Below are 20,534 nucleotides of genomic sequence, written 5' to 3'. Positions count from 1 at the left end.
AACAGGACCGGCGCAAAAGGCGGTCCTGTTTTTTATTAGCTGTGTTCGATTGAAGCTCGTACGAATTCTCTAAATAACGGTTGTGGACGAGTTGGACGCGACGTAAATTCCGGATGGAATTGCGCAGCGACGAACCACGGATGATCCGCGATTTCTACGATTTCTACAAGACGTCCATCTGGGCTTGTACCGGAGAAAATAAAGCCTTCTTTCTCCATTTGCTCGCGGAATTCATTGTTAAATTCATAACGGTGGCGATGACGCTCGTATACAATTTCCTCATTGTAAGCCGCACGCGCCAGCGTTTCAGGTTTTAATTTACATGCATAAAGACCTAGGCGAAGTGTGCCTCCAAGATCTTCGATGTCTTTTTGTTCAGGCAGAAGATCAATGATCGGATACGGTGTATTCGGCACAATTTCTGCTGAATGAGCATCTTTCAAATTCAATACGTTGCGTGCATATTCAATTGATGCAAGCTGCATGCCAAGGCAGATACCGAAAAACGGCACTTTATTTTCACGTGCATAGCGAATCGCAGCCAATTTTCCATCGATACCGCGATCACCAAATCCGCCCGGAACAAGGATGCCTGCTGCACCTTCTAAGCGCTCTGCTGCATTTTCCTCTGTTAATTCAGCGGAGTTCACCCAGTCGATCTCGATATCTGTATCAAATTGATAACCAGCATGCTTAAGAGACTCGGCAACAGAAATGTAAGCATCCTGCAATTCAACATATTTTCCGACAAGGGCGATACGGGCTTTGTTCGGCAGGTTGCGTACTTTATCAACGAGTGCATTCCACTCGGTCATGTCCGCTTCGTGGCATTGCATTTTCAACAGGCGGCAAACAAGTTCGTCCATGTTTTGCTTTTGAAGCATAAGCGGCACTGCATAAAGCGTGTCAGCATCTGTCGCTTCAATAACCGCTTCTTTTGCGATATCACAAAACAGTGCAAGCTTATCTTTCATATCCTGTGAAATTGGCATTTCTGTCCGAACGACGATAATATTTGGCTGGATTCCTAAGCTGCGCAGCTCTTTTACGCTGTGCTGTGTCGGCTTTGTTTTCATTTCACCGGCTGCTTTTAAATACGGAATAAGCGTACAGTGAATGTACAATACGTTATCCTGGCCAACATCACTTTTAATTTGGCGAATCGCTTCTAAGAATGGGAGGGATTCAATATCACCGACCGTACCGCCGATTTCCGTAATGACGACATCCGCGCCTGATTCTTTGCCAGCACGGAACACGCGGTCTTTAATTTCATTCGTAATGTGTGGGATTACCTGAACCGTACCGCCAAGATATTCACCGCGGCGTTCTTTGCGAAGAACGGTTGAGTATACTTTCCCTGTTGTGATATTACTTAATTTTGTTAAGTTAATATCGATAAAGCGCTCGTAGTGGCCGAGGTCAAGATCCGTCTCTGCCCCGTCATCTGTAACAAACACTTCACCGTGCTGATACGGGCTCATCGTTCCCGGATCCACGTTAATGTATGGGTCAAATTTTTGAATGAATACCTTTAACCCACGATTTTTCAATAATCGGCCGAGAGATGCAGCCGTGATTCCTTTTCCAAGAGATGACACAACGCCGCCTGTTACGAAAATATATTTCGTCAAAATGAACGTCCTCCTTCAATGGTTATAATGCTCAAAAAAATACAAAAAACGCCCCACTTACTTCTCAGTAAGAGGAGCGTTATCGACTAAATTCTTCGTCTCGTAAAGAGCCCAAATAACATACTACAATTCACGAATGAAATAGTCAAGAGAAGATTCTGCTTTATTTATCGTCAAGGTTGTACTCGTCCTCGGCGCCTTCTTCTTCTTCAAAGTCTTCTTCTTCTTCATCCAGGTCTTCTTCGATATCAACGTCTAAATCATCTTCCAGATCATCATCTTCTAGATCGTCATCCAGATCAATATCTTCTTCTTCTTCGTCAAAGTCTTCTTCTTCGAAATCGATCAGATCGTCTTCTTCTTCAAGAATGTCTTCTTCGAAATCATCTTCCACTGCTTTTTTCGCTTTTTTCTTGCGTGTTTTGACTGGTGCATTTGTTGTTTCTTCTTCCAGTTTTTCAACTGGATACCATGCACGAAGCCCCCAGCGGTTTTCACCGAGTGGCAAAAAGCTGCCATCGATGTTTAAATCTGTGTAAAATTGAACCATACGGCCTTTTACTTCCTGCTCTGAAATTTCCAGATGCTTTTGAATTTCAGACAGTAAATCGTTAAATGCAACCGGCTCCCGCTTATCGGCAAGGATCAAATGCGCCAGTTCAAGAAATGACATTTCCTTTAATTCTTCTTTCGAATGTTGTTGCAAGCTCACCATCCGCACTTCCCTTCTCTATTTGCACGCCCAAAAAAAGAGCAAAAACGTTTTTGGCATATTCTCCATTATAAACAAAAAGAAGGCCTCTACGCTATATTTATGTGATGATTTCTGCTTTTTTTCCTGCAGGAGCGATGGACGGGCTCATTTGCTTGCGTTCACGGCGTTTTTTCGCTTTCCCTGTTATCTCCTCGTACGCTTTATAGAAGAAGAAAAATGAAAGAAGCAGGAACGGCACAGCACCTAATTGTTTTATGTAAAGCCAATAAGAACCGACCGAAACTGCTGCAACGGTTACGCAGATAAGAAACTGTCTCACACTTTCCCACCCTTTCCTTCGACATTTTCCTACTCTATTATCTCTTCTTACTATAATAGGGATATGTAGGGAATGTAAATTTAATTATAATTATTCCCTTTTTTCTGGAGAAATAAAGAAGCTTTATCCGTATTTTCACCAAAAAAGAAACTTTTAGTACAAATATGCATCATTGTGACCAAATTTGCTTGGAATTGTTTCACCTGCAAAACACCGGGTATACAAAAAACAGAACAGCAAAACATTAAATCTTTCAGGAGGTAACACTATCATGGAAAACAAAAACTTTATTGGCGTATACCACAATGAAACAGATTTATTAGCAAAAATTAATGAGCTTAGAGCAAATGGATATGCAGAAGAAGACATGTATATTACTGTAAAAGACAAAGATGCGGTATCAATGGTAAGAGGACGCACAAACGCTGAAATCGAAACAGCAGGCGGCTCTTGGGGAGATCGCTTTATGTCCTTCCTATCGGGCGTAGATCCAATTCGCGAAGGCTTCCGTAACATGGGTCTTTCTGATGCAGAAGCGGACCGCTACTACAGCGAAATTGAAAATGGCGGCATGCTGCTTTATGTAGATCGTGATTACGGAACCCGCTATGACAACGATTATGATCCAAGCAGCACAGTAGGCCTTGCAAATGGAAACAGAGCAGACTTGGATGGAGAAACTTTGGATCCAATCGATTACGATGGTCTTGATTCAACAAGAACTGGCCGTTCAACGACGGGCTTGACGGATACAAACCTAGGCGGCAACGCTACGTTTGATACAGACCGTACTCTAACAGACAACCTGAGCGAGGAAGAAAAGCTTCGCCTTCATGAAGAGCGCTTAAATGTAAGCAAAGAGCGTGTTCAAACAGGTGAAGTTCAAGTAGAAAAAGAAGTAGTGGAAGAAGAGCAGGTCATTGATGTACCGGTTGAGCGTGAAGAAGTGTATGTAGAGCGCCGTCCAGTAAATGACAGCGATGTGTCTGCATTTGGTGATCGTGCATTTGAAGAAGACACGGAAACAATCCGGGTTCCTGTTACGGAAGAGCGTGTTGAAGTAACGAAAAAACCGGTTGTAACCGAAGAAATCGTTGTCGGTAAACGAAAAGTAGAAGATACCGAAACAGTCCGTGACACTGTGCGCCGTGAAGAAGCGCGCATTGACGAAGACGATGATGAAAGACTGCGTTCAGAACGCAAGCGCGGTTTACTATAAATAAAAAAGGCAGCAAAAGCCGTCCTCATTTGAGGGCGGCTTTTTTTTCATATCCTTTTACACCCTCAAACAATAAATCTATCTGCAGGTTAATGTATTCCTCCAGCGTAAAATTCTCCTGAAGCATCCAGCGGCGGAAGCCCCACATTTGTCCCAGTACAAAAATGTTTTGTGCCAGCATACGAACATGGTCTTTATCCATATCAAGCACGCCATTATCAACACATCGCTGAATAAGCTTTTCCACCATCGCTGTCATTTCTTCTTCTTTTTCTAATACATATGGAAGGACATCCTTTGAAAGGGATTTTACCTCTTGATACAATACTTGAACTTCATCCTGCATCTCATCAATCACGTAAAAAAAGTGGCTGATGCCAAGCTTAAGATTTTCAAGTGTCCCCTGTTCAAGATCCATTTGCTCGATTCGGCTCTTTACTTGATCATAAATACTGTCGCAAACAAGATACAGCACATCTTCTTTTGTCCGAATATATTCATACAATGTTCCAATACTGAAGCCGGCTGCTTTTGCAATTTCACGGGTTGTCGTCCGATGAAATCCTTTTTGCTTAAATAATTGCACAGAACCGCGGATCATCTCAGCCCGCCGTTTTTCAATCAGTTGTGTGTCTTTAACCGAAGTAGGTACCGGCCGTTTCGTTCGTTCCATCTTCACACCGCCTTACGTTGATAAAAACCTGGAAATAACAAGACGCTGAATTTCCTGTGTCCCTTCATAAATCTGGGTAATTTTCGCATCGCGCATAAATCGCTCAACCGGATAATCTTTTGTATATCCGTAGCCTCCGAAAATTTGAACAGCTTCCGTCGTTACGTACATAGCCGTATCACCAGCCATGAGCTTAGACATAGCCGATGCTTTTCCATATGGAAGGCCTTCTGACTCCAGCCAGGCTGCTTGGTAAGTCAGCAGTCTTGCCGCCTCAACGGATGTCGCCATATCAGCGAGTTTAAATGAAATGCCCTGGTTCGCCATAATGGGTTTTCCAAACTGCCTGCGCTCTCTTGCATAGGACAGTGCCGCGTCCAGTGCTCCCTGTGCAATCCCGACCGCCTGGGCTGCAATACCGTTGCGGCCGCCATCAAGTGTTTTCATTGCTATTTTAAAACCGCTTCCAATTTCACCTAATACATTTTCTATCGGAACGCGGCAATTGTCAAAGATAATCTCTGTGGTAGGGGACGAACGGATGCCCATTTTCTTTTCTTTTTTCCCAGTTGAAAATCCGTTAAAGTGTTTTTCTACGATAAAAGCAGTCATCCCTTCCTCTGCTTTCGCAAAAACAATATATAAGTCAGCAATGCCCCCATTTGTAATAAAGATCTTAGAGCCATTTAAAACAAAGAAGGCGCCGTCACGATGAGCCGTTGTTTTTATGCTGGCAGCATCTGAACCGCTTCCGGGTTCCGTCAGTGCATAAGCCCCTATTTTTTCTCCCTGGGCCAGCGGCTTTAAATATTTCTTTTTTTGCTCCTCTGTTCCAAACGCATAAATCGGCCAGCTGGCCAGTGAGGTATGAGCCGACAGGGTAACACCTGTTGAAGCGCATACACGCGAGAGTTCTTCAATGGTCACACAGTAAGCAAGATAGTCACTGCCGATTCCTCCATATGCTTCCGGCCATGGGATTCCTGTTAAGCCGAGTTCCGCCATTTTGTGAAAAATCCCTGAATCAAAGCGCTCTTCTTCATCGCGCTCGGCAGCAGACGGTGCAATTTCTTTTTCCGCAAAATCCCGCACCATTTTCCGGATCATGCTGTGCTCTTCTGACAATGTGAAGTTCATCTCCCCATCCCCTTTGCCAAATGCTTGCTGATCACAATTCGCTGAATTTCCGACGTCCCTTCGTAAATCTCTGTTACTTTGGCATCGCGGAAAAACCGTTCTGCCGGCCCGTTTCCGGCAAGCTGTTTGATACATTGGCTTGTGATGGTAACCGCTGCTTTTGAAGCAAAAAGCTTGGCCATAGACGCTTCCCTTCCGCACGCCTGGCCGGCTGCACGCAAACACGCAGCCCGGTAGACAAGCAGCCTGGCTGCCTCAACCGATACAGCCATGTCAGCCAGCTCTATACCTGCACGGTTTTTCTTTGCATACTCAAAAGCCGCTTCCGCGATGCCGAGCGCCTGTGCTGCAATACCAATACGCCCCCCATCTAAATTAGACATTGCAATGTGAAAGCCTCTTCCTTCTTCTCCAAGTCTGTTTTGGAGCGGCAGACGCATGTCTTCAAAGGTAAGAGCCGTCGTTTTTGATCCGTGAAGACCCATTTTTTTCTCATCCTTGCCAATGAGAAAGCCAGGTGTACCTTTTTCGGCTACAAAAGCCGTAATACCGGCTTCCGACCTGGCAAAAATAATATATAAATCCGCTGCCCCGCCGTTTGTGACAAACAGCTTGGAGCCATTTAAAACATAGACATCTCCATCGCGGCGTGCTGTCGTTTTTAAAGAAGAGGCATCAGAGCCCGACGATGGCTCGGTTAAACAAAAAGCACCAAGCCATTTGCCGGAGGCGAGCTTTGGTATATACGCGTTCTTTTGTTCCTCCGTTCCAAAAGCCAGAATAGGGGCTGTGCCGACGGATGTATGAACCGACAAAATCACACCGGCCGCTGCGCTTATTTTTGACAGCTCGTGAACAGCCGTAATGTAGGAAACAAAATCAAGCCCGGCACCGCCGTATTCTTTCGGTACCGTCAATCCCATCAGTCCATGCTCTGCCATTTTTTGAACGAGTGCGTACGGAAACTCGCCGGCTTCCATCTGTGGAACAAAGGCTGCCGCTACGTTTTCTGCAAAGTGCCGGGCCGCATCACGCGTTCTCTGCTGCACGTCGGTCAGCTCAAGATTCATCCCTCCCGCCTCCTTTACTCGTATATATAAAACCCGCGCCCTGCTTTTTTACCGACCCAGCCAGCTTTTACATATTTCCGAAGCAGCGGGCATGGCCGGTATTTATCATCGCCAAAGCCTTCATGCAAAATCTCCATCACAGACAAACACGTGTCCAGTCCGATAAAATCCGCCAGCTCAATCGGCCCCATTGGATGATTCATGCCAAGCTTCATGACATCATCAATGGCTTCTTTTGTGGCAGCTCCTTCATAAAGAGCATAAATCGCTTCATTGATCATTGGCATTAAAATCCGGTTAGATACAAACCCTGGAAAGTCATTGACTTCCACAGGTACTTTGCCAATCGTTCTAGCTACTTCTTCTACCTTCTTGTGGACTTCATCCGATGTAGCGAGCCCACGAACAATTTCAACGAGTCTCATTACCGGCACCGGGTTCATAAAATGCATGCCAATCACGTTTTCTGGCCGATCCGTCGCCGCTGCGATTTCGGTAATCGGCAGAGAAGAAGTATTAGAAGCCAAAATAGCATGGTCTTGGATGAGTTCATCCAGCTGCGAGAAAATCTCCCGCTTTACGTTCATATTCTCAACGACTGCTTCAATCACCATATCGGCCTCTGCTGCGTCGCCAAGAGAAGATGAGCCCTCCAGTCTGGCCAGAATATCCCCTTTCTCTTCCTCACTCATTCGCCTCTTTACCACTTGGCGGGCTAAATTTTTTTCGATTCTTTTCCGGCCCTCCTCCAAGTTCGCCTGGCTTATATCATATAAAATAACTTCATAGCCTGCCTGCGCACATACCTGTGCAATGCCTGCGCCCATTTGTCCGGCACCGATCACCATGATTTTTCTTATCTTCACCTGCTCCGTCCTCCTTTCATTAAGATACGTCCGCTTCTTTTTGTCGCCCTAAAACAGCCCTCTCCAGCAACTCAGCCACATCATAAGTGGCAACCGTCTCTTCTATTTCTTTTGCTTTCGTCCCATCACTGAGCATCGTTAAGCAAAACGGGCAGCCCGAGCTGATCACAGATGGAGCCTGCTCTAACGCCTGCTCCGTACGTGCCACATTAATGCGGTGACCTGTATGCTCTTCCATCCACATCAAGCCTCCTCCTGCCCCGCAGCACATGCTGTTCTCCCGGCTGCGTTTCATTTCGACGAGCCGCACTCCAGGAATCGCAGCCAGAATATTTCGAGGCGGGTCATATACATCATTATACCGGCCAAGATAACAGGAATCATGGAAAGTGACTGTTTCGTTTACCGGATGCACCGGCTTCAACTTTCCTTCCCGTACAAGCATATCTAACAGCTCGGTATGATGGTACACTTCCGCCTGAAATCCAAAATCCGGATATTCTCTTTTAAAGACGTTATACGCGTGCGGATCGATCGTTACAATTTTTCGTATACCATGCTTCTCAAATTCAGCTATATTCGCAGCTGCGAGTTCCTGGAATAAAAATTCATTGCCGAGGCGCCGAGGCGTATCGCCCGAGTTTTTTTCCTTGCTGCCTAAAATGGCAAAGGAAATGCCTGCTTCATTGAGCAGTCTTGCAAACGATAGGGCGATCTTCTGGCTTCGGCTGTCGAATGCACCCATAGAGCCGACCCAAAATAAATATTCCGGCTCCTCTCCGGCTTTTTGTGCTTCTTTCATTGTCGGAATGTAAACATCACTGCGCAGCTCCCGCCACTTTTCTTTGTCCTTCCGATTCAGTCCCCACGGGTTGCCCTGCCGCTCGATATTTTGCATGGCCCGTTGTGCATCTGGATTCATCTTTCCTTCTGTCAGTACCAGGTAGCGGCGCATATCAATGATTTTATCAACGTGTTCATTCATAACCGGGCACTGATCTTCACAATTCCGGCAGGTTGTACAGGCCCATAGCTCTTCTTCCGTGATGACGTCTCCAATCAGCTGCGGGCTGTATACAAAAGCTCCTTCAGCAATTTGATTGCCCTTTGTATTGGAAAAAGCAAATGCCGGGACCCATGGCTGCTTTGAGGTAACCGCTGCTCCAGTAAAGGTCAGATGGTCGCGCAGCTTCACAATCAAGTCCATCGGTGACAGCATTTTACCCGTTCCGGTTGCCGGGCACATAGAAGTACAGCGGCCGCATTCTACACAGGCATACAAATCAAGCAGCTGCGCGCGGGTAAAGTCTTCTATTTTTCCTGCGCCGAAACTCTCCTGCGCCTCATCTTCAAAATCAATTTTCCGAAGCGTCCCCGCCTGTTCGAGCCGGTGAATATACGTATTAACAGGACCGGCAATCAAATGGGCGTGCTTCGACTGCGGCACATACACAAGAAAAGCGAGCAGCACTAGAAGATGCACCCACCACATAACATAAAACAGACCAACGATGGCCGGTTGCGTAAGCCCGGCAAAAGGAATAGCAATGAGCGAGGCAATTGGCTCCGACCAGCCGAAACCGACGGCCTTTTCCTGCCAGAGAAGCCACATGCCGTTCCCTATTAAAACAGACAGCATAAGGGAACCGATAAAGACGAGCACAAGACCGCTTTTCCAGCCGCGCTTTAAGCGAACGAGCTTTTCAATGTAGCGGCGGTAAAATGCCCAGACGACGGCAGCGAGAATGACGAGCGTAACCATTTCCTGAAAAAACGTAAATGTGCCGTAAAGCGGACCAAGCGGCAAATGTGCACCCGGCACCACCCCTTTTATAATAAAATCGAGCGCCCCGAGCTGTACAAGCAAAAAGCCATAAAAAAACATCACGTGAATAGCCCCGCTTTTTTTATCTTTCAGCAGTTTTTTCTGGCCAAACACATGAACCACCATGTTTTTTAAACGTTCGTTTCTTTTGGAATGCCATTCTTCTTTCTTACCGAGCCGAATGAATGTGTAACGTGTTTTCAATAAATAAATGAACAAAAAAATGGAGTAAGCGATTACAAATAGCGCCGCAGCTGCATTCAGCCATAGCCATCCGTTCATCTTCATTCACGTCCCCTTCCATTCCTTTTCTTTATCCTAATGTATGAATGAACATTCAGTCAATAAATAAAAAAGAAGAGCCTGTTCTTATTTTAAGAACAGACTCTTTCATTTATTACATCTTTTCCGGTGCTGATACACCGATCAGTTTTAGTGCATTTTTCAATGTAATTTGTACAGCCTGCACAAGAGCAAGGCGTGCTTTGGACGCTTCTTCATTTTCCTTGTCTACCACTTTATGTGCTCCGTAGAAGCTGTGGAAGCCTGCTGCAAGATCATGCACATAGTTTGTAATGCGGTGCGGAATGCGTTTGTCTGCTGCTTCGGCTACTACCTGCGGGAAGTCACCCAATTTCTTCAGCAGGTCTACTTCTTTTTCGGATGTTAACAGCGATACATTTGCTTCTGCCGATGCCGTTAAGCCTTGTTCAGCTGCCTGGCGCAGAATGCTGGAAATACGCGTGTATGCATACTGTGAGTAATAAACCGGGTTTTCATTAGACTGTGATACGGCAAGATCAAGGTCAAAGTCCATATGTGTATCGCCGCTGCGCATTGCAAAGAAGTAACGGACAGCATCCAGGCCAACTTCTTCTACCAGCTCACGCATCGTAACAGCTTTGCCTGTACGTTTGCTCATTTTCATTTTTTCGCCGTCTTTATACAGCTGCACCATTTGGATCACTTCTACTTCAAGCTGCTCCGGTTTCATGCCAAGTGCTTCAACGGCTGCTTTCATACGTGGAATGTAGCCATGGTGGTCGGCACCCCAGATGTTGATAACTTTATCGAATCCACGCTCAAATTTATCACGGTGGTACGCAATATCCGGCGTTAAGTATGTGTATGAACCGTCCTGTTTGCGAAGAACGCGGTCTTTATCATCGCCAAATGCTGTAGAACGGAACCAAAGTGCACCGTCTTCTTCGAATGTATGGCCATTTTGGTCAAGCGCTTTGAGCGCTTCATCAATTTTGCCGTTTTCGTATAAAGAGGTTTCGGAGAACCACACATCAAATTTCACACGGAAGTCCGCCAAGTCTTTTTGAAGCTTCGCCAGCTCCAGCTTTAAACCGTGAGCACGGAAAGCCTTGTAACGTTCATCTTCCGGCATATTGGCAAATTGATCGCCAAATTCTTCCGCCAGCTCTTTCCCGATATTGATAATATCCTTGCCATGGTAGCCGTCTTCCGGCATTTCTTTTTCAAGACCAAGCGCCTGAAAGTAACGGGCTTCAACAGACAGGGCCAGATTATGGATCTGGTTGCCGGCATCGTTAATATAATATTCACGCGTGACGTCATAACCAGCTGCATCCAATACGTTGCACAGCGAATCACCAACGGAAGCGCCGCGTGCGTGGCCCAGGTGCAAATCACCCGTTGGATTAGCAGAAACAAATTCCACTTGAATTTTTTCGCCTTTGCCGGCATTGGATCTTCCGTATTCGTCTCCCGCTTTCAGCACAGCCGGAACGAGATCCGTCAAGTAGCTGTTATTCATGTAAAAGTTAATAAATCCAGGTCCGGCGATATCAATTTTTTCAACGGAACTCTTTGACAGGTCCATGTTTTCCTGAATCGCTTCCGCAATTTGGCGTGGTGCTTTTTTGGCAATCCGCGCCAGCTGCATCGCCATATTTGTTGAATAATCACCGTGTGATTTATCTTTTGGTGTTTCAAGTAGGACAGCAGGAATTTCGCTCTCTGCGGCAAGTCCTGCTTTCAGGACAGCTTGTTTAATTTCTTCTTTGAGCTGTGCCTGCATTTGTTCTGCAATGTTCACAATTGTTCCTCCAGTTCATAGTGGATATTCATCTTATACGTGCCGACTGCATCGCCCTGCATAAGCAGGCTATATACTAACTCGGCTTGTCCGGTGCCCGCATCGTTCATGTTGTGGGTAAAGATTTTGGTGTCGGTTGTCAAAAGAAGCGTGCCGAACTGGCTTTCATATGAGCCGTTCAGCCGCTGCCCTTCTTCGAAAATCATCCGCATTTTCAAAGCACCGCTCCGCAAAATAAGCGCCCCTGCGTCTGCGAGCTTTACGATGGTGTGCACGACCCCCTCATCCTGCACTTCATCATATTTTAAAAATGTGGACCCATCTTTTTTAAAGAGCCGGCCAAACAGCGACAGCTCAAATGTTTCCTTTTCCCCTTCGTGCGCTACATCCGTCTTCACCCGGATTTTCACGGGCATCTGCTCATCTGCCACGCCGAATCACTTCCTTGTTGTAATGTGTGTTTATTTTAACACAGAAAGCGTGCTGGCTAAACGTCTGTTTTTGGCAGCCCATTCACCGTATCTGCCACACGTCATAAACAAGCCGCCTTACCACAAACAAAAAAGTGTCCGGCAAGAAGCCGGACACATGTTTAAAAGAAACCGAGCAGCATTTCCCGAATCAGCTTCGATGCTGTATTCGCTGTTTGTTCAGAGTTATCGTAGATCGGCGCTACCTCAACAAGATCGGCACCGATGACATTTACATCTGAGCCGGCAATGGCATGAATGGATGCTAAAAGCTCTTTCGATGTAATACCGCCAGCATCTACAGTTCCCGTACCTGGTGCATGAGCCGGATCAAGTACGTCGATGTCAATCGTTACATAAACCGGGCGCCCCGCAAGCGTCGGCAGAATTTCTTTCAGCGGCTCCAACACTTCAAATTTAGAAATGTGCATACCGTTTTCTTTTGCCCACTGGAATTCTTCCTTCATACCGGAACGAATACCAAATGAGTATACATTTTTAGGACCGATATGCTCGGCAATTTTGCGAATTGGCGTAGAGTGTGACAAAGGCTCACCTTCGTAATCTTCGCGCAGATCGGTATGCGCGTCAAAATGAATGATCGCCAAATCTTTATACTTTTTCGCCGCTGCTTTCATAACCGGCCATGATACCAAGTGCTCGCCGCCCATACCAAGCGGCTTTTTGCCGGCTTCAAGCAGTCCATCAATATATTCTTCAATGATGTCAAGGCTTCTTTGCGCGTTGCCAAATGGCAATGGAATGTCCCCTGCATCAAAATATGCGACTTCGTGCAGCTCACGATCTAAATAGGCACTGTATTCTTCAAGCCCGATCGATACTTCGCGAATGCGGGCCGGGCCGAAGCGCGAACCTGGACGGTAGCTTACCGTCCAGTCCATCGGCATGCCATACAGCACGACATCACTGTCTTCAAATGATGTTTGCGTTCCAATAAATACATTTCCTGAATATGCTTCGTCAAATCTCATCTTATGTTAAATCCTGCACGAATTTTGGCAGCGCAAATGCCGCTTTGTGTAGCTCTTTCGTATAGTATTTTGTTTCGATATCGTGGAAACGGCCCTCTTCCACTTGAAGCGGATCATGTTTTTTCGAACCAATTGTAAAGCACCAAAGGCCGCTCGGATATGTTGGGATATTGGCTGTGTACAGACGTGTAATTGGGAAAATTTCTTTTACATCTGCCTGCACCTGACGGATAAGCTCTGCTTTAAACCAAGGATTGTCACACTGCGCCACAAAAATACCGTCTTCTTTCAATGCTTTAGAAATGCCGGCATAAAAGCCTTTTGTAAACAAGTTAACAGCCGGGCCGACTGGTTCTGTTGAATCGACCATAATGACATCATACTCATTTTCAGACTCTGCGATATGCATAAAGCCGTCGCCTACTTTTACTTCAACGCGCGGATCATCCAGGTCGCCTGCGATGTCAGGCAGATATACCTTCGAATACTCGATGACTTTGCCGTCGATTTCAGCAAGCGTTGCTTTTTCAACAGATGGGTGCTTTAGCACTTCACGGATTACACCGCCGTCGCCGCCGCCAACAACCAATACATTTTTCGGGTTTGGATGTGTAAATAATGGTACGTGTGCCACCATTTCGTGATAAACAAACTCATCACGCTGGCTCGTCATAACCATGCCGTCCAAAAACAGCATGTTACCCCACTCTTCTGTTTCCACCATTTCTAAATATTGAAAATCCGTTTGTTCTGTATGCAAAGTACGTTTCACTTTCATCGTGATGCCGTAGCTGCCTGTCTGCTTTTCGGTATACCATAGTTCACTCATGATATTGCCTCCTTCTTAATGATAAGGATATTACTTTATTCTCTTGGAGAACAAAGGCTAAACCCATAGCATCCTGCTAGGACGCCTTTATGACCTGCATCCCGCAGGCCTCAAGAAAAAAGTATAGAACAATTTGACGAAAAATCATAGTGAATTTATATGAAGACGTTTAAAAATTCGCCATTTTTTTCATACTAATAAATAAGCAAGATACCTGGAACTGGACAAAATTTAAAATAGAGCTTTTTCATCTAAAGAAAAACGAGGTGATGCAGCATGAAAAAGTGGCTCATGGCGATACTTGTTTCAATCATCGGGGCCGTTATTGTCTTTTTTTACGCGTTGTATGCGGCCGGTCCCCCAGATATAACAGTGCCGCGTTCGACCCTTTTTTATGCGGCTGACGGAACAAAAGCCGCTGAAGCACATGGAGGAGAAAAGCGGTACTGGGTAAAGCTCGAAGACATCTCCCCTTATGTGATTGATGCGGTGATCTCCATTGAAGACAAGCAATTTTACAATCACTTTGGCCTGGACCCAAAGCGCATTGCCGGTGCCGCTTTGGCTGATATAAAAGCAGGGGCAAAAGTCCAGGGGGCAAGTACGATCACGCAGCAGTATGCGCGCAATATTTTTTTAACCCACGATAAAACGTGGACACGTAAAGCAAAAGAAGCCTGGCAGGCGCTTCGTCTTGAAGCGTTTTACTCAAAAGATGAGATTTTAGAAGGGTACTTGAATACCGTATATTTTGGCCATGGCGCTTACGGAATAGAAGCGGCCTCCCAATTTTATTACGGCAAGCCGGCCGCTGCCCTGAGTGTTTCCGAGGCAGCGCTTCTAGCCGGTATTCCAAAGGGGCCTTCGGTTTATTCTCCACTCATCTCACGAGAAAAATCTGAGCAGCGCCGCCGGCTTATTTTATCCGAAATGCATTTGTCTAAACATGAATATGAAAAAGCAGTAGCGGACGCCCCGCGGATCACCGGCGCTTTTGCCGATGACGAAAACAGTGCGCCTTACTTTATAGATGCCGTACGGGGTGAGCTTGAGTCACTTGGTTTTCGGGAGCAAAGCGGCTTGAAAGTGTATACAACCCTTCAGCCACGGCATCAAAAAGCAGCCGATCAAGCGATGACAGACGGCATTGCGAGCGGCGCTTCCATTCAATCCGCCCTTGTTTCCATTGATCCGGACACCCATTATGTAACCGCCCTGTCCGGCGGGCGCAACTATCGGGAAAGCCCTTTTAACCGGGCTGTTCAGGCGTTCAGGCAGCCAGGATCCTTAATAAAGCCTTTTTTGTATTATGAAGCGCTTGGGCATGGGATGACCCCTCTTACAAAAAGAAAAAGTGAGCCAACGACGTTTGAAGGAAATTATTCACCAAAAAATTTCAACAGCCAGTATGCAGAGCGTGCTGTGACAATGGCTGAAGCACTCGCCGTTTCCGACAATATTTATGCGGTCAAAACCAATATGCTGCTCGAACCGGAAACACTCGTGCAGACGATGGAAGAATTTGGGGTTACCTCCAAGCTTCAAGCCGTTCCCTCTCTTGCACTCGGTACCTCTGGGATGACCGTTCTTGAAACAGCGAATGCCTACGCAACCATTGCATCGGGAGGCACATTTGCGAAGCCTGTCTTTATTACAAAAGTGGAAAGTATGGACGGAGAAGTGCTGTACCAGTATGACAAGCAGCAGGAACAGCGGCTTGATAGAAACAAAATGGCCGTACTGACACGGCTGATGACGGGGATGTTCGATAAAACAATGAGTGATTATGCCTCACCAACGGGAACGGTGATCGCTTCTTCTCTGACACGGCCTTACGCCGGCAAATCCGGGTCCACTCCTTACGATTACTGGATGGCAGGCTTTACGCCTTCACTTGTATCCGTCGTGTGGACCGGCTATGACAATGGAGGGGAAATCACGAAAACCGAAGACCGGTCACGGGCAAAAGTGATCTGGGCAAAGTTTATGGAAGAAGCTCATAAAGGACAGAATCCAAAGGAATTTACCTGGCCGCGCGAGCTGGTTGAAGTTGAAGTAGATGTTAAAACGGGCACAGCCTGCAGCGGAGGGCACAAGCTTTTGTTTGAACCTGGCACCGAGCCGGAGACGAAATGTCCGAAGGATGAGGACCATACAGAAGATATGCGGTATCCCGAGCTGCCTGAATGGTTCCGATAATAAAAAACCCGGGAATTTTCCCGGGTTTTTCTGCGTTTCGTATAGGCTGTTTAAGCTTCTGACACGGTTAAACCGTTTTTTAGCTCATCCGAAGAAAGATGCCACATTTGCTCATTATGATTGATGAGGAAATCGCGCAGTATGGTTTTGGAACGATCATCCATCACATCTACAATAATGTGGCGCTTGAGCGATTTGTCCATCCGGTTAACATGCTCCGGAAGCGACTTGTACCCGCGCCGGATGTCGCGATTAATTGTCATTTCACATGCGGTTACCCCTGCATAATAAGGCCCTTCTTCTTTTCGGTCTACGGTTACCCAAACGAGCCAATAAGGTTTGGCATCCGGCACTTCTTCTTTTGTTTTTAAAAATTTAATGCCTTTTTCCACAGCACTCCGGGCATGCATCGCACCGATATCGATATGAGCTGATCCTTCTTCTACGTCAATAATGACCGGTGAAACCTCCTCTAAGCTGAGTGCACCTTTTCCAAATCCTTTATGCCCGTCGGTCGGATCATTTTTAATGATATTAAAGCCGACTTTCTTTTTTTGTTCCATTGTTTATTAGCCCTCCTTACAAGAATACGCTAAAAATAGCATTAAAGCCTGCTAAAACAGCTGAAGTCAGCTGGCTTAAAAATGGACTTACCGTATAATCTCCCAGCGGTGTAATTACTAAAATTAAAAACAGCAGTACACCATATTGTTCATACTGTGTCATTTTAACCCGCAGATTGGCCGGAGCCAAATCTTCTAAAATCCGGTAGCCATCCAGCGGCGGGAACGGAAGCAGGTTAAACACAAACAGAAGCACATTCAAATACATCATCATATATAACAGCTGAAAAACAAACTCATTCGCGTTTGCCCCGACCCCGTATAGAATGCCCATGGCAATAAACGCAATTAAAAAATTGCTGAGCGGTCCGGCAAGCGATACAAGCACGCCGGCCAGCTTCGGGTTTTTAAAATGGCGGCGGTTTACCGGCACCGGCCGCGCCCAGCCAAACCCGGCAATAAGGATAAAGATGGTGCCGATCGGGTCCAAATGATGCACCGGGTTCAACGTAAGGCGCCCTTGATTTTTGGCCGTATCATCCCCAAATTTATACGCCGTATACGCATGAGCAAATTCATGCACCGTAAAAGCCACCAGCAGCGAGACGATCACAAACGGCAGCTGTTCCAATTCAAATGCCAAAAATTGTTCCAATCCGTTGTCCCCTTTACTTTCGATATAGTTCTAATATACTTTTGATCTTCCGTTTAGCTGTTCGGTTTGAAGATTCATCCCGGAGCAGATCAATCGGGAAATAAAGCTTGTGATCTGTGCGCCGCTTGCCGGAGATCGCTTCGACGATGTCAGAGCGCCCGGATAATTCCTGCAGCGTTTCCCCGTCTTTCATCAATAGATAAATCGGCTGCCGTTCCGTTTCAATGCCCGGCCGGTAAAAGTCATACGGCAGGTCGGAGGAGGAATCATGAACGAGGTAATATTCCGGATCGATGCCTGCTTTTCGAAACAGCTCTTCCAGCTCCGCATATTTTTCCTGCTCGGCTTCCGGATCAAATTCTACGTATTTAAATAAATTCCGGTTCATAAACCGGCTGCATAAATCCTGCAAAATGGCATCATCTTCATCCTGCCAGACGTGAAAATAAAACATAATGACGGACTCATCCAAATTCACATATTCTTCAAGCGAGCATTCCCCGTCAAACAGGGAAATAAAGTGAACCGGCTTCTGTCGGAACGAATATCCCTGTTTATACAGCTGCTTTGCCCGCTGCAGGGTTTTAGAAAGCAGCACTTCGGCACTGCGCGTAACAGGATGGAAGTAAATCTGCCAGTACATTTGATAGCGGCTCATAATATAATCCTCTACCGCATGCATGCCGCTTAATTTAAACACAGCCTGCTCTTCGCGCGGACGAATCACCCGCAGAATGCGCTCCATATCAAAATGTCCGTAGCTTACACCCGTGTAATAGGCGTCACGCTGCAGATAATCCATACGGTCTGCGTCAATCTGGCTTGAAATCAAGCTGACTACCAGCTTATTCGGATATGTTTTGTTAATAACCGCTGCTACCTTTTCCGGGAAATCGTCGCTCACCCGCCGCAGCACCCGGTTAATATCCGTGTCACCGAGCACAATCTTTTTTGTATATTCTTCGTGATCGAGGCCAAACACTTTTTCAAATGAATGAGAAAAAGGCCCATGCCCGACATCATGCAGCAGTGCTGCGCAAAGGCTGACCAGCCGTTCTTCCGGGTTCCATTCTGATCTGCCCCGAAAAATGTCATCAACGATCCGGCGGACAATTTCATAGACACCGAGAGAATGATTAAACCGGCTGTGCTCCGCCCCATGAAAAGTAAAGTACGTCGTACCGAGCTGGCGAATTCGGCGCAGCCGCTGAAACTCTTTCGTGCCGATCAAATCCCAAATTACTACATCCCGCACATGAACATAGCGGTGAACCGGGTCTTTAAACACTTTCTCTTCTTTCAACTTCTGCTTCGCGTAGCTCACATGCGCGCCCCCCGTCTCTTTTTTGTTCATTATAACGGAAAAATCAATCATTATGGGAAAATTCGCATTGACAAATGCATATACTGCTAGCACATAGAAAAAAATCACCTTTTTTCGAAAGAAAAGGTGATTCACATTATGACTTTAATTTTTTCTGTATTTTCTCCATCAATTCATCTTCTGTCAATGCCGCAACTGGACGATTATTGACAAAAGCAAACGTTTTTTTTCGGCCAGGGCCGCAATAGGATTGGCATTTTACATCAATGGATGCATCCGGATCCAATTTTTCGAGCTTTGGAATCAGTGTTTTCAGATTCACTGCCTGGCAATCATCGCATACGCGAAATTCATTCGCCATATTAACTCTTCCTTTCCGTTCATTCATCCCGATATTTTACATGGAAAAAAGCATGTTTGCAAGCTTGCCGCGTATAAAAGAAATCCTATCTGGCAATCCTGTTCATAGAGACTATTTTCATAAGGAGAGATGATAAGATGAAAGTTCGTCAAGATGCCTGGTCAGAAGAAAACGATTTGCTGCTCGCCGAAACCGTTCTTCGTCACGTACGCGAAGGAAGCACGCAATTAAACGCATTTGAAGAAGTCGGCGACTTATTAAACCGCACGTCAGCTGCCTGCGGATTCCGCTGGAACGCTGTTGTGCGCACCCAGTACGAAAAAGCACTCAGCCTCGCTAAAAAGCAGCGCAAGCAGCGCAGCCGTACCATCGAGAAAAAGACCTTGTATACACCGCCGGCAGAAGGTTCGCTGGCGATCACAATGGCTGATGTGATTGGCTATTTGCAAAGTCTTGATTCTATCGATGCAGTTAAAGCAGAAAACGAGCGGCTGCGTGCCGAGAATGAGCAGCTGCAGTGCCGCTTGAATAAAATTGAACAGTCATCTGAAATTATGCAGGAAGACTATGAAACACTAATGAAAATCATGAACCGCGCCCGCAAGTTTGTCGCATTAGATGATGAAGAAGGCGCTGCGGTTACCTTTAAGATGGAACAAAACGGAAACCTGGAAAAAGTGGCAGAGTAATATTAAGCAAGGGCCCGGTCGTTTCGTTCGATTACACGCTGCAAATAACCGTCAAAGACATCTGCTTCAAATGACGTCATAGAGCCGCTTTCAAGCGGACCGCCAAGTTCTTGCAGCGACTTTAAAAATCGTATGATGACATCTTGGATGGTGAGCGGTTTTCTGATCAGCTCTTCAAGTGAAGCCATCACCTCGGGCTGAATATCAGGGTACACCCATTTTGTCTGAGCCTGCCGCTTGGCTGATTCGTAAAAAGAACGGACAGCTGCGGCACGCTCTGAGCCGCTTCCATTTACACACAAGTAGATTTGAACGGCTACACCTTTTTTCAAGCGGCGCTGCGAAATGCCAGCGAATTTCTTGCCGCCAATGCTAAGATCATAGCTTCCTGGACAGTAGGATCCAACAATTTCATAGGCATCGATATCGGCCTCCGGAAACATATGGCGAACGAGTGTATACATCGCTTCATAGCCGCGGTCAATATCGATGCCTTTTTCCGTGTCCGGCACCAAAAGCGATAAGTTCAGTACACCTTCGTCCAAAAGCACCGCAAGCCCGCCTGAATTGCGGACAATGACCCGATAGCCCTCGTTCTCAAGCACCTCCACCCCTTCTTTTAAATAAGGCAGCTTTGTATCTTGAATGCCAAGCACAATGGTGTCATGATGCACCCAGGCACGGGCCGTTGCAGGGCTTTGCCCGGCGCCGATCGCTGTTGCAAGGGCGTCATCAGTAGCAAATGAATGAATAGGGTTAAATCCTGGCCCGTAAGCGGATTGGTCGATAAACCGCCAAAGCGGACGGCGCAGAAGCGCTTCTGATTGATCCATAACGATTCTCCTTCACAAAATGTTCTTCTTTTACTGTAGCCTTCTGGCGGGAGTCGTTCAAGCTTTTTATGATATAGTAAGTAGGACTATACT

General features: G+C 46.3%; 20 protein-coding genes. 3 read left to right on the top strand and 17 right to left on the bottom strand.

Annotation, left to right across the window (positions count from 1 at the left end):
* Positions 1–35 precede the first annotated feature (35 nt).
* The 3 genes from RG959_RS04980 to RG959_RS04970 all read right to left on the bottom strand — a co-directional run bounded on the left by RG959_RS04980 (position 36) and on the right by RG959_RS04970 (position 2,668).
* Positions 36–1,634, bottom strand: a complete 1,599-nt coding sequence (locus RG959_RS04980; RefSeq protein WP_342796194.1) for a CTP synthase — start codon at positions 1,632–1,634, stop codon at positions 36–38.
* A gap of 163 nt (positions 1,635–1,797) precedes the next feature.
* On the bottom strand, positions 1,798–2,349 hold the full coding sequence (gene rpoE, locus RG959_RS04975) for a DNA-directed RNA polymerase subunit delta (protein WP_342796193.1): 552 nt from the start codon (positions 2,347–2,349) through the stop codon (positions 1,798–1,800).
* Between the two features lie 97 nt (positions 2,350–2,446).
* Positions 2,447–2,668 carry a hypothetical protein gene (locus RG959_RS04970; RefSeq protein WP_342796192.1) on the bottom strand — a complete coding sequence of 74 codons (222 nt, stop codon included), beginning with the start codon at positions 2,666–2,668 and terminating at the stop codon, positions 2,447–2,449.
* Positions 2,669–2,939: 271 nt separating this feature from the next.
* Here RG959_RS04970 and RG959_RS04965 point away from each other — a divergent pair, with 271 nt between their 5' ends.
* A complete protein-coding gene (locus RG959_RS04965; RefSeq protein ID WP_342796191.1) occupies positions 2,940–3,887 on the top strand; it encodes a YsnF/AvaK domain-containing protein in 948 nt (315 codons plus the stop codon).
* 25 nt (positions 3,888–3,912) lie between these two features.
* Here RG959_RS04965 and RG959_RS04960 read toward each other — a convergent pair whose 3' ends face one another.
* From RG959_RS04960 to speE, 9 genes are all read right to left on the bottom strand, one after another.
* Positions 3,913–4,560, bottom strand: coding sequence for a TetR/AcrR family transcriptional regulator (locus RG959_RS04960; protein ID WP_342796190.1), 648 nt, complete (start codon positions 4,558–4,560; stop codon positions 3,913–3,915).
* Positions 4,561–4,572: 12 nt separating this feature from the next.
* On the bottom strand, positions 4,573–5,697 hold the full coding sequence (locus RG959_RS04955) for an acyl-CoA dehydrogenase (protein WP_342796189.1): 1,125 nt from the start codon (positions 5,695–5,697) through the stop codon (positions 4,573–4,575).
* Positions 5,694–6,767 (bottom strand): acyl-CoA dehydrogenase family protein, encoded by a 1,074-nt coding sequence (locus RG959_RS04950; RefSeq protein ID WP_342796188.1) that lies wholly within the window; start codon positions 6,765–6,767, stop codon positions 5,694–5,696. The genes RG959_RS04955 and RG959_RS04950 overlap by 4 nt, the downstream gene beginning before the upstream one ends.
* A 14-nt stretch (positions 6,768–6,781) precedes the next feature.
* A complete protein-coding gene (locus tag RG959_RS04945) occupies positions 6,782–7,633 on the bottom strand; it encodes a 3-hydroxybutyryl-CoA dehydrogenase (protein WP_342796187.1) in 852 nt (283 codons plus the stop codon).
* Between the two features lie 19 nt (positions 7,634–7,652).
* A complete protein-coding gene (locus RG959_RS04940; RefSeq protein ID WP_342796423.1) occupies positions 7,653–9,740 on the bottom strand; it encodes a 4Fe-4S dicluster domain-containing protein in 2,088 nt (695 codons plus the stop codon).
* Positions 9,741–9,855: 115 nt separating this feature from the next.
* A complete protein-coding gene (gene argS, locus RG959_RS04935) occupies positions 9,856–11,526 on the bottom strand; it encodes an arginine--tRNA ligase (RefSeq protein WP_342796186.1) in 1,671 nt (556 codons plus the stop codon).
* On the bottom strand, positions 11,523–11,957 hold the full coding sequence (locus tag RG959_RS04930) for a YwiB family protein (RefSeq protein WP_342796185.1): 435 nt from the start codon (positions 11,955–11,957) through the stop codon (positions 11,523–11,525). Before RG959_RS04930 ends, argS begins: the two co-directional genes overlap by 4 nt.
* A 161-nt stretch (positions 11,958–12,118) precedes the next feature.
* Positions 12,119–12,988: an agmatinase gene (gene speB, locus RG959_RS04925; protein WP_342796184.1), complete on the bottom strand. Its 870-nt coding sequence runs from the start codon at positions 12,986–12,988 to the stop codon at positions 12,119–12,121.
* A 1-nt stretch (position 12,989) separates the two neighbouring features.
* Positions 12,990–13,817: a polyamine aminopropyltransferase gene (speE, locus tag RG959_RS04920; protein WP_251271543.1), complete on the bottom strand. Its 828-nt coding sequence runs from the start codon at positions 13,815–13,817 to the stop codon at positions 12,990–12,992.
* Positions 13,818–14,093: 276 nt separating this feature from the next.
* Here speE and RG959_RS04915 point away from each other — a divergent pair, with 276 nt between their 5' ends.
* Complete coding sequence (locus tag RG959_RS04915; RefSeq protein WP_342796183.1) at positions 14,094–16,016, top strand: transglycosylase domain-containing protein; 1,923 nt, start codon at positions 14,094–14,096, stop codon at positions 16,014–16,016.
* Positions 16,017–16,066: 50 nt separating this feature from the next.
* On the opposite strand, the gene RG959_RS04910 is transcribed toward RG959_RS04915, so the two are convergent.
* The 4 genes from RG959_RS04910 to RG959_RS04895 form a co-directional block, all read right to left on the bottom strand.
* Complete coding sequence (locus RG959_RS04910; protein ID WP_342796182.1) at positions 16,067–16,579, bottom strand: YwhD family protein; 513 nt, start codon at positions 16,577–16,579, stop codon at positions 16,067–16,069.
* Positions 16,580–16,595: 16 nt separating this feature from the next.
* Complete coding sequence (locus RG959_RS04905; protein WP_342796181.1) at positions 16,596–17,234, bottom strand: site-2 protease family protein; 639 nt, start codon at positions 17,232–17,234, stop codon at positions 16,596–16,598.
* Positions 17,235–17,247: 13 nt separating this feature from the next.
* A complete protein-coding gene (locus RG959_RS04900) occupies positions 17,248–18,588 on the bottom strand; it encodes an HD domain-containing protein (RefSeq protein ID WP_285880076.1) in 1,341 nt (446 codons plus the stop codon).
* Positions 18,589–18,694: 106 nt separating this feature from the next.
* Positions 18,695–18,919 (bottom strand): YuzB family protein, encoded by a 225-nt coding sequence (locus RG959_RS04895; protein ID WP_242232723.1) that lies wholly within the window; start codon positions 18,917–18,919, stop codon positions 18,695–18,697.
* A 137-nt stretch (positions 18,920–19,056) separates the two neighbouring features.
* On the opposite strand from RG959_RS04895, the gene RG959_RS04890 reads away from it, so the two are divergent.
* Entirely contained in the window at positions 19,057–19,608 is a 552-nt protein-coding gene (locus RG959_RS04890; protein WP_309089329.1) for an RsfA family transcriptional regulator, read from the top strand.
* Positions 19,609–19,610: 2 nt separating this feature from the next.
* On the opposite strand, the gene lipL is transcribed toward RG959_RS04890, so the two are convergent.
* Positions 19,611–20,441, bottom strand: a complete 831-nt coding sequence (gene lipL / locus RG959_RS04885) for an octanoyl-[GcvH]:protein N-octanoyltransferase (protein ID WP_342796180.1) — start codon at positions 20,439–20,441, stop codon at positions 19,611–19,613.
* Positions 20,442–20,534 lie beyond the last annotated feature (93 nt).

Source organism: Domibacillus sp. 8LH (assembly GCF_038806185.1).
Classification (GTDB): domain Bacteria; phylum Bacillota; class Bacilli; order Bacillales; family Domibacillaceae; genus Domibacillus; species Domibacillus indicus_A.
This window is presented reverse-complemented; position numbering and strand designations above follow the sequence as displayed.